General features: G+C 46.9%; 10 protein-coding genes. 4 read left to right on the top strand and 6 right to left on the bottom strand.

What is annotated here, in order from left to right:
* Nucleotides 1-148: 148 nt before the first annotated feature.
* A complete protein-coding gene (locus tag MKX75_RS04690) occupies nt 149-2,305 on the top strand; it encodes an alpha-amylase family glycosyl hydrolase (RefSeq protein WP_339168609.1) in 2,157 nt (718 codons plus the stop codon).
* Nucleotides 2,306-2,463: 158 nt separating this feature from the next.
* On the opposite strand, the gene MKX75_RS04685 is transcribed toward MKX75_RS04690, so the two are convergent.
* From MKX75_RS04685 to MKX75_RS04670, 4 genes are all read right to left on the bottom strand, one after another.
* On the bottom strand, nt 2,464-3,750 hold the full coding sequence (locus MKX75_RS04685; protein ID WP_339168608.1) for an MFS transporter: 1,287 nt from the start codon (nt 3,748-3,750) through the stop codon (nt 2,464-2,466).
* Between the two features lie 148 nt (nt 3,751-3,898).
* Nucleotides 3,899-4,735: a sugar ABC transporter permease gene (locus tag MKX75_RS04680; protein ID WP_017690474.1), complete on the bottom strand. Its 837-nt coding sequence runs from the start codon at nt 4,733-4,735 to the stop codon at nt 3,899-3,901.
* Entirely contained in the window at nt 4,732-6,087 is a 1,356-nt protein-coding gene (locus MKX75_RS04675) for a sugar ABC transporter permease (protein WP_062837475.1), read from the bottom strand. The genes MKX75_RS04680 and MKX75_RS04675 overlap by 4 nt, the downstream gene beginning before the upstream one ends.
* A gap of 296 nt (nt 6,088-6,383) precedes the next feature.
* Nucleotides 6,384-7,670, bottom strand: a complete 1,287-nt coding sequence (locus MKX75_RS04670) for a maltose ABC transporter substrate-binding protein (protein WP_062837476.1) — start codon at nt 7,668-7,670, stop codon at nt 6,384-6,386.
* 445 nt (nt 7,671-8,115) lie between these two features.
* On the opposite strand from MKX75_RS04670, the gene MKX75_RS04665 reads away from it, so the two are divergent.
* Nucleotides 8,116-9,150, top strand: coding sequence for a LacI family DNA-binding transcriptional regulator (locus tag MKX75_RS04665; RefSeq protein WP_062837477.1), 1,035 nt, complete (start codon nt 8,116-8,118; stop codon nt 9,148-9,150).
* Nucleotides 9,151-9,325: 175 nt separating this feature from the next.
* Here the strand turns inward: MKX75_RS04665 and MKX75_RS04660 are convergent, their stop codons facing one another.
* A complete protein-coding gene (locus MKX75_RS04660) occupies nt 9,326-10,084 on the bottom strand; it encodes an SDR family oxidoreductase (protein WP_062837478.1) in 759 nt (252 codons plus the stop codon).
* A gap of 192 nt (nt 10,085-10,276) precedes the next feature.
* Between MKX75_RS04660 and MKX75_RS04655 the strand changes: the two genes are divergently transcribed.
* Together MKX75_RS04655 and MKX75_RS04650 are read left to right on the top strand one after the other, a co-directional pair.
* Nucleotides 10,277-10,870, top strand: a complete 594-nt coding sequence (locus MKX75_RS04655; protein ID WP_339168605.1) for a TetR/AcrR family transcriptional regulator — start codon at nt 10,277-10,279, stop codon at nt 10,868-10,870.
* A 179-nt stretch (nt 10,871-11,049) separates the two neighbouring features.
* Nucleotides 11,050-11,634, top strand: coding sequence for a hypothetical protein (locus MKX75_RS04650; protein WP_339168604.1), 585 nt, complete (start codon nt 11,050-11,052; stop codon nt 11,632-11,634).
* 123 nt (nt 11,635-11,757) lie between these two features.
* Here the strand turns inward: MKX75_RS04650 and MKX75_RS04645 are convergent, their stop codons facing one another.
* Entirely contained in the window at nt 11,758-12,897 is a 1,140-nt protein-coding gene (locus MKX75_RS04645) for a toxic anion resistance protein (protein ID WP_339168602.1), read from the bottom strand.
* Nucleotides 12,898-12,904: the final 7 nt, after the last annotated feature.

Below are 12,904 nucleotides of genomic sequence, written 5' to 3'. Positions count from 1 at the left end.
AAGGAGATGCCGGGGTTGTTGGCGTGTCAAAAGGAGGGAAGTCTTCAATCCACTGCGTAACACTCCGCTGTATTGAAAGCGCTATTATTCAAGAGCCAGGTTGGTTGTTTATCTTAAACTACTACATTCACGAGAAGGGTGGATTACTATGTTTCAAATGGCCAAACGCGTACTCCTCAGCACAACACTGACACTCAGTTTACTTGCAGGGGGCGCACTTCCCTATCTGCCTGCTTCCGCGATCTATGCCGATGCGGATACCGCAGTTACCAACAAGCAGAACTTTAGTACAGACGTCATCTATCAGATCTTTACGGACCGCTTCCTGGACGGCAATCCTTCCAACAATCCCACCGGCGCTGCCTACGATGCCACTTGTAGCAACCTGAAGCTGTATTGTGGCGGCGACTGGCAGGGTTTGATCAACAAAATCAACGATAACTATTTTAGCGATCTCGGCGTTACGGCACTTTGGATCTCCCAGCCTGTAGAAAATATCTTTGCCACCATCAATTACGGCGGCGTGATCAACACAGCTTATCATGGTTACTGGGCACGTGATTTTAAGAAGACCAATCCGTATTTCGGAACGATGGCTGACTTTCAAAATCTGATTACAACCGCTCATGCCAAAGGCATCAAGATCGTCATTGACTTTGCACCGAACCACACGTCTCCTGCCATGGAGACCGATACCTCCTTTGCTGAGAATGGCAAGTTATACGATAATGGTAATCTTGTTGGCGGATACACAAATGATACAAATGGATATTTCCATCACAACGGCGGCTCCGATTTTTCCTCCCTGGAGAATGGTATCTACAAAAACCTCTATGACCTGGCTGACCTGAACCACAATAACAGCACCATTGATCAATATTTCAAAGACGCGATCAAGCTATGGCTCGACATGGGCGTGGATGGCATTCGCGTTGATGCGGTGAAACATATGCCTCTCGGCTGGCAAAAGAGTTGGATGTCCTCCATCTATGCACATAAACCTGTATTCACCTTCGGTGAATGGTTCTTAGGATCTGCTGCTTCCGATGCGGATAACACGGAATTTGCCAATGAATCCGGGATGAGCCTGCTTGATTTCCGCTTTAACTCTGCCGTACGTAACGTCTTCCGGGATAACACATCCAACATGTATGCCCTCGATTCGATGATCACAGGTACAGCAGCAGATTACAATCAGGTGAATGATCAAGTTACATTCATCGACAATCATGATATGGATCGGTTCAAAACAAGTGCCGTGAACAATCGTCGTCTGGAACAGGCGCTTGCCTTCACGCTGACTTCACGCGGCGTACCTGCCATCTATTATGGTACCGAGCAATATCTGACTGGAAACGGAGACCCTGATAATCGGGCCAAAATGCCTTCTTTCTCCAAAACAACGACTGCTTTTAACGTGATCAGTAAGCTGGCCCCTCTGCGCAAATCCAATCCGGCAATTGCCTATGGCTCCACGCAGCAGCGCTGGATCAATAATGATGTGTATATCTATGAACGCAAATTTGGCAAAAGTGTAGCCGTTGTTGCGGTGAACCGTAATCTCTCCACACCAGCGAGCATTGCGAATCTAAGCACTTCACTGCCAACAGGAAACTACACCGACGTACTGGGCGGCGCACTGAACGGTAATAACATCACTTCTACCAATGGTACCGTCTCTTCATTCACCCTGGCAGCCGGAGCAACCGCGGTCTGGCAGTATACAACGAGCGAAACTACACCAACAATCGGACATGTAGGTCCTGTCATGGGCAAACCGGGGAATGTCGTTACGATTAGCGGACGCGGATTTGGTTCCACCAAAGGCACCGTATACTTCGGTACAACAGCCGTTACCGGTGCTGCGATCACATCCTGGGAAGATACGCAGATCAAAGTTACCATTCCAGCTGTTGTCGCAGGCAATTATGCTGTGAAAGTAGCTGCGAACGGCGTTAACAGCAATGCGTATAACAACTTTACCATCCTTACGGGTGATCAGGTCACTGTACGTTTCGTTATCAACAATGCGTCCACCACACTGGGTCAGAACATCTATCTAACAGGTAACGTGGCAGAACTGGGCAACTGGAGTACGGGTACAACAGCTATTGGCCCTGCTTTCAATCAAGTTATCCACGCCTACCCAACTTGGTACTATGATGTGAGCGTGCCCGCTGGAAAACAACTGGAGTTCAAATTCTTCAAGAAAAATGGTGCAACCATTACGTGGGAAGGTGGTTCCAACCACACGTTCACCACACCAACCAGTGGTACAGCGACAGTCAATGTAAACTGGCAATAAGATAAACAGTCTACAAACTAACCCGGAGTTACGCTAACGCTGCGTATGCTCCGGGTTTTGCTTTTACCTAGCCAGGTCGCTTCGATTGCTTCTATCATCTCTCTGTTGAGTGAGTACATGTGGTTTCAATTCAGATCATTTTGATGTATCAGAGAATGTCATTGATAGGTTCGAATCGACTTCAATGTTGTGGCTGCCAGAATACCTGTAGCCAGCAGCAGTATGCCCACGCCTTGCAGCACAGAAGCTGCCCCCCATTGATCTGCCAATACGGAGACAACCGTCAATCCCAGAATGGGCGCTGTACTGGTGATTGTTCCAACGACACCATAGACCCTTCCTTGCAGCTCGTCTGGAACGGCTGTCCTCAGCATAATCTGGGTGAGCATCGTACAGCAGGCGAACATCGCACCTCCGCCTACGATTAAAGGCAATGCCATGATCGGTGAGGATACATTCGCCAAAAATATATATATCGGCCCCAATACAATCAGACCGATAAATACCCATCTCCCTCTTCGCTTCAATCGTTTCCCCGAAGCAATTAGCAGCGCAGAGCCAATCATATATCCGAGTGGAATACAGGTCTCAATTAATCCAAACTGTACCGGATTCGCCTCCCATACCTTGACCGCCATCACTTGAACCAGCATCATGGCTGACATGAAAAATAAAATCAGCACCGGATTGAGCAATACAATGGATCGGATCAAAGGATTTCGATAGATGTAGCCAAACGAACTGCGCCACTCCTGAGCAAACGTGGTCTGCTGACTATCGGATCGCTGTACCTCTGGAAATCGGCCCGCCATCAGCACACAGACTGCGGACAACAGGAAGGTTGCCCCTGTAATTAATATGGCAACGAATCCGCCAAAAGCAGCAACAGCCACTCCCGCCGCCGCTAGTCCGCTGATTCGGGCAAGGTTATCCACCATATGAATGGTTCCGGTCGCTTGTTGAATATGCTCTCTGCCAACCATACTTGCTACAGAGGCGTGGAATGCAGGTGCCTGAAACAGACTTGAAAACATGGAGAGCGAGAGTAATAAGAGTACCACCGGGAACGGCGCATGCCAACCGAATAAGCTAACCGCAATCAGTACCGCCATTAGGCCCCGAAATACATCCGAGGCCAGCATTAGCTTCCTGCGATCCAATCGGTCTGCAACCGTACCCGCCACCGATCCAAACAAAAAGCTGACGGCCATATTGCAGATCTGTACGGCTGCCATGCTCTTCGCACTCCCCGTGGTCTGTAACACCCACAGACTGATCGCAATCCCATTGAAGCAATCTCCAAAGACCGAGATCCCGTAGCCGTACAAAATCCTTCGAAAGGTAACATTACGCCAAAGTGTTCGCGGAGCTTTGGTATTTTGCAATGCAGCTTGTCCATCTTGGTATCCCATAATCTCGGGCTCACTGGACGGGTCCATGCCCATATATCACGTTCCTCCCTAATCATGATTCGAGCCCATACAGAATCAGGCACCTCCGCAGCAGTGCCAGTCGACAAAGACATGACATCACGGAAGTGCCTGGTTGGCGTGCCGCAGGTATCACGGCTGACTATGCTGTTATGGCACGGTATTACCCTTTCGAAGCTCCTGCCGTCAGCCCTTGAACAAGGAATCGCTGTAGGAAAACGAACAGCAGAGTAATTGGAATGGCGATCAGAACTGCACCCGCAGCGAACATCGTAAAGTTACTGTCCTGATACCGGTTGACCAGATCCCACATGCCTACTGCAAGCGTCCAGTTCTCCTTCGTCCGCAGCACCAGCCGGGCGAAGATAAAGTCCATCCACGCACCAGTAAAACTGGTTAGTGCCACATAAGTCAGCATCGGCTTGGATAAGGGCAGGATGATGCTGGTGAATACCCGCAGGTGACTCGCACCATCCATGCGCGCCGCTTCGTCCAGACTGCGCGGGATGGTGTCAAAGAAACCTTTGACGATAAATCCGCCCAGTACCGCCCCTGAAGAATAGACCAGGATGAGCGCAGCGTGGGTGTCGAGCAATTTAATTTGCAGCAAAATGATATAGATCGCAATCATGCTCATAAAGCTTGGGAACATGCCAAGGATCAGCATGGTGGAGAGAATGGTTTTACGTCCACGGAACCGGAAGCGGGACAGTGCATACATCCCAAGTGTCACCATCAATGTGGAGAAGATCATCGTGAAAAAGGCAATTTTCAGCGTATTCATATACCATCTGCCGTACATAAAGGACGGGTTATTAAACAGCTCACCGTAATGGGTCAGCGTAAATGCTTCGGGCCACAACCGTTCACTGAACAATGCCGCGCCGGGTCTCAAGGAAGAGAGAAAGATCCAGAGTACCGGGTAGATGGAGACAACGGCGATGATCAGCAACAGCACATAACTCAGAGCCAGGCGCAGTGGATTATTACGTGTCTTCATTGAATCATGTCCTCCTCCTTGAATGATTTGGAGCGGCGGAAGTTCCAGATGGAGAATGAAGCAATAATGAGGAAAATGATAATGCCTACCGCTGAAGCCATGTTGAACTTGTTATTGTCGAGCGTGAGCTTGTAGAGCCAGGTCACCAGCAGGTCCGTGGCCCCTGCGTATTGGTAGTCTCCCCGTAGCGGATTTCCATTGGTCAGCAGGAAGATGACATTGAAGTTGTTGAAGTTTCCGGCGAACTGCATGATGAGTACCGGAGTTGTGGCAAAAAGAATGAACGGCATCGTAATGATCCGGAATTTCTGAAACGCAGATGCTCCATCCACTTCGGCAGCCTCATAGAGGTCACGAGGGATGGCTGTCAATACACCCAGAATCAGCACCATACTGACCGGAATACCGATCCACATGTTGACAACAATGACGGTGACCTTAGCCCAGAACGGATCTGTCAGCCAGGGTAATCCCTCCAGCCCGAATGCTCTCATGTACGTATTGATCGGACCAAACTGACCATTGAACAGATTACGCATGAGCAGCAAGGAGATAATCTGCGGGATAGCATACGGCAGAATAAAGATCGTCCGCCACAGCTTTTTGAAGCGTATGCCCCGCTGTTCAATCAACAGTGCTACAAGTACGCCGCCAAAATAGGTGGTGACTGTCGCCAGAATGGCCCAGATGACCGTCCAGGTTAGTACACCGTAGAATGTCTGGCTCCAGGATTTCAACTGGATCAGATCACTGAACGTCTTGAAGCCCACCCAATCCACGAGTTTGGCTGGCGGAATATGATCCGGAGCCGAATAGTTGGTAAATGCAATCGTGATCGTAAACAGGATGGGCATAACGGTGAAGAAAAGTATGCCCAGTGCCGGGATGGACAGGAACAGATACGGAAAGTTTTTGTCCATCATGTTCCGAAGCGATGCCGCTGCGCCCAGGGTTTGCTTGCCTTCTTCCCTGGCGAGTCCCGTGACGTACGCATCCCGGATATTCAGGATATAGATCAGAATAAACACAAAAAACACCAGCAGTACAATAATGCCATCAAGCAGCAAAAAGATGGAATGGTCTCCCCTTTGAAGTACGGTGGACCCATTCACTTTGACAAAACGCTGTGTATTCTCCCCCAGTGTCCATATGCCCCATACGGCCTGTGACAGGCGAGGAAGCAGGTACGCAAGCCCTGCTCCCTCCAGTAACAGTAGACAAATTCCCTTAATCCATTGTCGATTGTACAGCTGTCCAAGACCTTGCAGTATGATGGAACATATGACCGCTGTCATCCGGTGCTGTCTTTCCCTGTTCGGTCCAACAGGCACCGGGACATGCTGCTGTTGCATTCGCTCTCTCCTCCCCGCCTATTGCTAACCTGTATGATTTGAACAATATTGTACTTACACTGACCACTCCGATGACAGAACAAGCTTCCGATCACTGTTATCCCCAGATTTTTTTCGATCCCTTTTCCAAAAGGGAAAATCCGGTGATAAAGGCGAGCTTATGCTTCCGAAGTAGCTTTCTTTCAGAAAGCTTTTAGTTTCACTTCTTCAGCTTTCTTCTGTCCTCTCCGTTTTTGTGTAAATTTGAAGTTCAATTCATGCAGGCTTATGCATATCTTCGCATTCGTCGTTCGTTCCTATTGGACGGTAGCAAGGCTTTCCTGGATCTGTTTTACAGCATTGTCCAGTGACGCCTTCACGTCCTTATCGGTATCCCAGATATCCGTAATGGCAGATGTAATCGGTCCCCATACGCTGTCCATGGCAGGAAGCGAAGGCATTGGTGTTGAGTTATTGAACTGTTCCAGGAATGCCTTATTGATTGAGTCCTCTTGCAACTTCGGATCAGCAGCTACGTTTTTGTTCGCAGGAAGTGTACCGTTCAGGTCAAAGTTCTCCATCTGAGCTTCTTCATTGGAAAGGAACGCTGCCAAGAGCTTCGACGCATTCGGGTATTGTGTAAATGCATTTACATAATAGGCTTTAACACCTGAGAAGGAGGTCATCGGTTTGCCATCGATTGCCGGAAGCGGAGCAACGCCAAAATCAATACCTGCATTGCGATAATCGGCAATGGTCCACGGACCATTAATGTCCATAGCGAGTTTTCCACTGGAGAATAATCCTTTTTTGATATCATAGTTCACGTCACCCATCTTGAGCGGCAGCACTTCCGACTTCAGTGTCTGTAAGAACTGTCCACCCTTCTGGGCTCCTTCGTTATTCAGACCGAGATCGGCGCTATCCATCCCGTTGTCTCCAAAAATATAACCGCCCTGTGAAGCCAGGAACGCATAGTTATAGTAAAATTGCTGCAATTCCCACATCAGCGCATACTGATTGGATTTCACGTTATTAAACGTCTTGGCGAAACTGATAATCTCATCAAAGTTTTTCGGAGCTTCTGGATACAATGCTTTGTTGTAAAAAAGAGCATAGGTCTCCACGCTGTACGGATAGCCGTACAGGATATCCTTGAACGTCACCGCCTTCAGTGCGTTGTCGCTGGTGTTCTCTGAGGTCTCTGCTTCGAATATGTCATTGGGCAGAATAAGTCCCGCCTCTGAAGCGCTACCAATCTTATCATGTGGGAAAACAACGACATCTGCCGCCAGACCCGCTGGGCCATCCGTTGTCAGCTTGGTTACCTGATCGGTTGGAGGCAATTCCTCCATTTTGACCGTTACCCCATACTTCTCTTCGAATTTTTTGGCTCTTTGCTCAATAAAGCTGCTTTGATTTTTATCCTCCCAGATGACCAGGGTTGCACCTTCTTCCGGCTGCAGGTTCTCAGCTGTCAGCTCTACAACCTCCTCTGGATTCTCACCAGCCGTAGTTGGAGATGTACTTCCGCCTCCCGTAGAGCACGCAGCCAGCGTAAAAGCCATCATGACGGACAATGTTGCCCCTTGCCATTTTCTCATGTAAAATGTCCCCTTCCCTCTGCTTGGTCCAACGAAGTTCGCGCTTTTCACCCTTTTGTCTGCGTAAGTTGTCAGGTTTTGCATCCCATGTTCACTTTTGTACAAACGTTTGCTCAAATGGAAGACAAGATGACCTCTCCGTTCACTATGTAGGGGGAAACAAGTCAATAAGTATGTAAATCCGTTGATGTAAGCGCTACAATAACAATCACATCATACAATACTGAACTTTCTTTGCACAAACGTTTGCACAAGCCATATTTGCTCAATTTTACCCATTTTAACAATTCTACCTACAGTAAATTCCTGTTTCCTTGTTCTGACTCTTTCTTCCTTTATTTTACTTCATACGAATCACATATCCGGCAGTTAGCAATTGATTTCTCGTATCCTTTGGATTACCATAGGAGAATATTTATACGATTGTTCAGAAGGGATTTTTTACATGATTACGATCAAGGATATTGCCAAATTGGCGGGTGTTTCCCCTTCGACAGTGTCACGGGTGATTTCCAACCATCCCAGAATCAGCACCAAGACATCTCTCAAAGTGAAGCAAATCATGAAAGAATTGAATTACCATCCCAACATCATCGCGAAGAGCCTGGTTTCCAAAACAACACATACCCTTGGCATTATGCTTCCGCGTCCTGCAGAAGAGTTGTTTCAAAATTACTTTTTCGGGGAACTGCTGCGAGGTATTATTACACATGCCACCCGTATGAATTATGAATTGCTGCTAACAACCGAAACATCATCAGACAATGAATTGCATGCGATATCACGCCTTGTTCATGGCCGTAGAGTGGATGGCATTCTGCTGCTTGGGTCCAAACGAGACGATCCCATCATTTCATTTTTGGAAGCGGAAAAGTTTCCTTTTGTGTTAATCGGTCGCAGCGAAGCTCATCCAAATGCTCCCATGGTGGATAACGATAATGTGCAGACCGCTTATGATGCAACGCATCATTTGATCGCCCAAGGACATACTCGAATCGGATTTGTCAGCGGACCGCCGGACATTACATTATCGCATGATCGCATGCTAGGATACCAAAAAGCGCTTGCCCAAGCTGGGCTGGATGCGAATAGTGACTGGATTGTGGAAGGTGAATTTCTACAGGAAAGTGGATTCAGAGCGATGTCGCTGTTCATGTCCTTGCCGGACAGACCCACTGCAATTGTTGTCATTGATGACAATGTGGCCTTTGGGGTATTGAGAGCTCTTGCCGAGCTTCATTATCTGGTGCCTGAAGATATTAGCGTGGTCAGTTTTAACAATATTGCATTATCGGAACTGGCTTCTCCACCACTAAGCTCTATAGATATCGGAACCTATCAGCTTGGCTATACAGCCGTTCAGGTATTGTTAAAAACTCTAAGCGGGGAAGCACAGCCTCAGAATCCGGTCATTATCCCCCATCGTCTGATCGTGCGTGAGTCCTCACTCTTCTCCAAGCCAAAGCCACCCGCAAGTTAATCCAATTTAAGAATCCGTGTAGTGATGCAAACGTTTGTCCTACACGGAATATGATGCTGTTATATCCACCGTACGTAGGTGCATAGGTGCAAAAAAAAGAAGCCGCATATACTTATGCGGCTTCTTTAATTCACACAATATTTCCGTACTCCATGCTCGACTGCACATGAGTGGATTAGTAAGAGCTCCAGCCAGCATCTGCTGTAACGACAGTTCCGTTCACGAAGCTGGACTCGTCAGATCCAAGGAACAAAGCCACTTTGGCGATCTCTTCACTCGTCCCGATGCGTGGGTTGATTGCCATCCCAAGCTGTTGCCGCCCTGCACCGAAATGGCTAATGCCTGCCATGGATGTGCTGATGTTGGTTGCCACAGCTCCTGGAGCGATAGCATTACAGCGAATGCCTTGCTCAGCATACATGTACCCTGTATTTTTGGTAAAGCCTACGACCGCATGTTTGGAAGCTGTATAGGCTGCGCCTGCACGTCCGCCATGCAATCCACCCGCTGAAGCAATGTTTACAATGACGCCTTTTTGTTTTTCCAGAAAGATTGGTAATACCTTACGCGTTGTCCGCATCACACTGGTTGTGTTCACAGCGAACAATCTCTCCCACTTCTCATCCGTTATATCCGCTGCAGGCTCCATGCCATCCATAATGCCCGCATTGTTAATCAGAATATCTACTGTACCGTATGTGCTGACCGTCGTATCGATCAGGTTTTGCACATCTTCTTCTTTGGCTACATTGGCCAGAACGACAATGGCTTCTCCGCCCTGTGCCTTAATATCATTCACTACCGCTTGTGCAGATTCTTCGTTAATATCTGAAACGACGACTTTCGCGCCTTCTTGGGCGTACAACGTCGCAATTGCTTTCCCCATACCTGAACCAGCACCTGTAACAACTGCAACTTTATCTTGAAGTTTCATTCCATGTATCCTCCTTTGTGTATTCGTTTACAATAAGTTAACAAACAAATGTTCATTAACTCCTATCCTTAGTATAATAAGTCATAGCGTTTCACTTCAATCAGTAAAAGCTTGTCCAGTTGTACGTTAAACAACACTAATAAGCCTTTTTGTTCTTTAACTAATAAAGTGAACTCGCGAGGAGGAAAATAGATGTCTGAAACTCTGAATTCGATGGACCGAAGAATCAAGAAATCAAAAGCTGCACTGAAAGATGCTCTCATCCATTTGATGCAAAAACATCCCTTTAAAGAAATTTCCATTACGGATATTGTTCAGCGAGCTGACCTAAACCGAGGTACGTTCTACAGACATTATCAGTACAAAGAAGACCTATTCAATGAAATCATCAATGATGTGATTCAAGATTTGGTGACTTCTTTTCGCAAACCTTATCAAGATAAGGAAGAGTTCGAGGTCAATCTGATGCCCTCTTCGGCAATCACCATATTTGAGCATGTGCATCAGCATGCACAATTTTATACGCTGGTTGTGAAATCCGAGGCTTCATCCAACTTCCAACGCATGATCTGTGATGTCCTTCGGGATCTCGCCTTACAGGATCTGAACCATATCTTCCCTCCGCACATCAACCATGAAATATTGGCAAGCTACCAATCTCATGCAATATTCGGCATGATTATGGAGTGGATTCGTCGGGAATTCAGGCACAGCCCCGCCTACATGGCCGGGGAATTATTTAAGATCATTCATTACAAGCCTGATAATGTCGTGTTGAGAGACTGAAATTTTGAATCGCCTTACTTCCCTATAGTAGGGTGATTGAGAGTGATTTTAAGGAATCTTTACCATCAAAATAATGTAAATACATTCCTGTAATTTCTGGTATTTATATGTTAGGTTATCCATGGAATACAAACCAAAGGAGGATGACATTACATTTGAAGAAGTCGTGGATTATATCATTGATTACCAGTTTTGTTTTGCTTGGCGGGGTGCTTCTCTCTCCAGCCACTTCTGCCAATGCAGCCAAAGTAGCAACCTCTACATATTCAGATCAGAGTTATAGTGAAGATGATTATTTGTACGAAGAACTTATGGACGAGTTAGAATTAGATGAGGCAGAACTTACCGCAGACCAGCAGGAGCTTGTCGATTATGTTAATCAGATACTAGCTCTGAAAACTTATTTAGCCAAAGCTTCTACCGCTATGGAAAGCATCGGCTCCCAAGCAAATTCACCGAATCGTAAGTCCATATATCTTAAACTTACAAATACGGTAATCCCCAATTATACGAAATTGGTATCCAAACTGAAGCAGATTAAGCCTGCCAATCCGAAACTCAAGAAAATTCATGCCACATTTGTCAAAGGAAACTACAATCAGCTCGAAGGGCTCTTGTTGTACAAGCAGGCAGTATCCAAGACCAAAGTGAATCAAACGATACTGAAACAGGCTAATACCAAAATAAAAACCGCTATCGATCTCATGGAGCAATCCGAGCAGCAGCTACGCGCTTATGCAAACAGTTTGGGTTACGATTTTTAGTATCTATCTTCATAAAAAACCCAAAAAGCGACCATTCCCATGCTCAATGAGGAATGGTCGCTTTTCTAATTCTAAAAAGATAACAATTTAACACGTGAAAATTTATTTCTCTCTCTCTTCTGATTACAACCCCAGCTTCTGCCCTTTTTCCAACCGCTGAATCTGCTGCTCTCCGGTATCTGCAAGTTCACGGAACTGCAAGATAGTCTCCCTCATTCTTGGTAAGGCTTCCTGCTTATAAAGACTGATTGAATCGAGCGCAGACAACACATCGGTGAACGCCTGTTTCATCGTATCCACGGAGATGCTGGCTTCATACGCCTGCTTTTGAATGGCGATCCCCTGATCCTTAAGCATTTTGGATGTTCCGGCAATCAGATCGTTGGTTGTCTGGTTCAGTAACTCAATCTTCTGTAATACAATCTTCTGATTATACAAAGCACTTGCTACAGTAACAGCAATTTTCAATGCCGAGATCGTTACATTCTTCGCACGATCTACGCCTCGAATCAATTCCTTATTATTGCGGATGACTACTTCAATTGCCATGATGCCTTGCTGATTCACAACCAGCATTTGTTGCAGATCCATGACCCGCTGACGGAGCGGGAACAGCACTTCTTCCGTAATAAAGCGGACTTTCTCGGGGTCCTCATTGCGGACCTTGGCGGCTTCAATCTGCGCGTCGATGGACTCATCCATGAGCACACCAAGCTGGATTTCCTTTTGTAATCGTTTGGTGAGTTCCCGCAAGTTCTGCTGTTCAATCTCCAGCGTTGTATTATCGTTACGCAGGGTGGATCTGCCTTTATCCAAAGAGGTTACGATGTCAGCGATGACTGCGTCAGCCTTCTGGTATTTCAGGAAATAGGCACGAAGCGGATTGAACAATTTCCCGAGGAAACCGGTCTTGGCAAAGTCGACCACGCTCGGGTCGAGATCTTTCAATTGCATATGCAGTTCAGTCAAGCCTTTGGCGACCTGACCGCCCTCGTCTCCCGTCTTGGACAGATGTTCAACGGAGACTTGAAGCAAGGCGTTTTTCTCAGAAGAGGATCTCATCGTGTTCATGCCAAAGCCGTCAATGGATTGCAAAATCTCTTTGCGCTTCTCCAAGGATTCGAGATCCAGTGTCATGATCATCTCTACGTTGGCATTCGCCACTTGTTGAAGCTCCGCGACCTCGGCGGGCACAGGTTTTACCTCTTCTTCGATCACCTTCTGAATTTCCTTCTGGCTCGGTATTTCCATTGAAAATGACATCTACAGT

Source organism: Paenibacillus sp. FSL R5-0341, assembly GCF_037975235.1.
GTDB classification, from domain to species: Bacteria; Bacillota; Bacilli; order Paenibacillales; family Paenibacillaceae; genus Paenibacillus; species Paenibacillus amylolyticus_A.
The sequence above is the reverse complement of the archived record's forward strand: the minus strand, read 5'-3'. Positions and strand labels throughout refer to the sequence as shown.

Coding starts and splice junctions, on each gene's coding strand:
- MKX75_RS04690 (WP_339168609.1), top strand. CDS start 149: ATGTTTCAAATGGCCAAACGCGTACTCCTCAGCACAACACTGACACTC.
- MKX75_RS04685 (WP_339168608.1), bottom strand. CDS start 3,750: ATGGGCATGGACCCGTCCAGTGAGCCCGAGATTATGGGATACCAAGAT.
- MKX75_RS04680 (WP_017690474.1), bottom strand. CDS start 4,735: ATGAAGACACGTAATAATCCACTGCGCCTGGCTCTGAGTTATGTGCTG.
- MKX75_RS04675 (WP_062837475.1), bottom strand. CDS start 6,087: ATGCAACAGCAGCATGTCCCGGTGCCTGTTGGACCGAACAGGGAAAGA.
- MKX75_RS04670 (WP_062837476.1), bottom strand. CDS start 7,670: ATGAGAAAATGGCAAGGGGCAACATTGTCCGTCATGATGGCTTTTACG.
- MKX75_RS04665 (WP_062837477.1), top strand. CDS start 8,116: ATGATTACGATCAAGGATATTGCCAAATTGGCGGGTGTTTCCCCTTCG.
- MKX75_RS04660 (WP_062837478.1), bottom strand. CDS start 10,084: ATGAAACTTCAAGATAAAGTTGCAGTTGTTACAGGTGCTGGTTCAGGT.
- MKX75_RS04655 (WP_339168605.1), top strand. CDS start 10,277: ATGTCTGAAACTCTGAATTCGATGGACCGAAGAATCAAGAAATCAAAA.
- MKX75_RS04645 (WP_339168602.1), bottom strand. CDS start 12,897: ATGTCATTTTCAATGGAAATACCGAGCCAGAAGGAAATTCAGAAGGTG.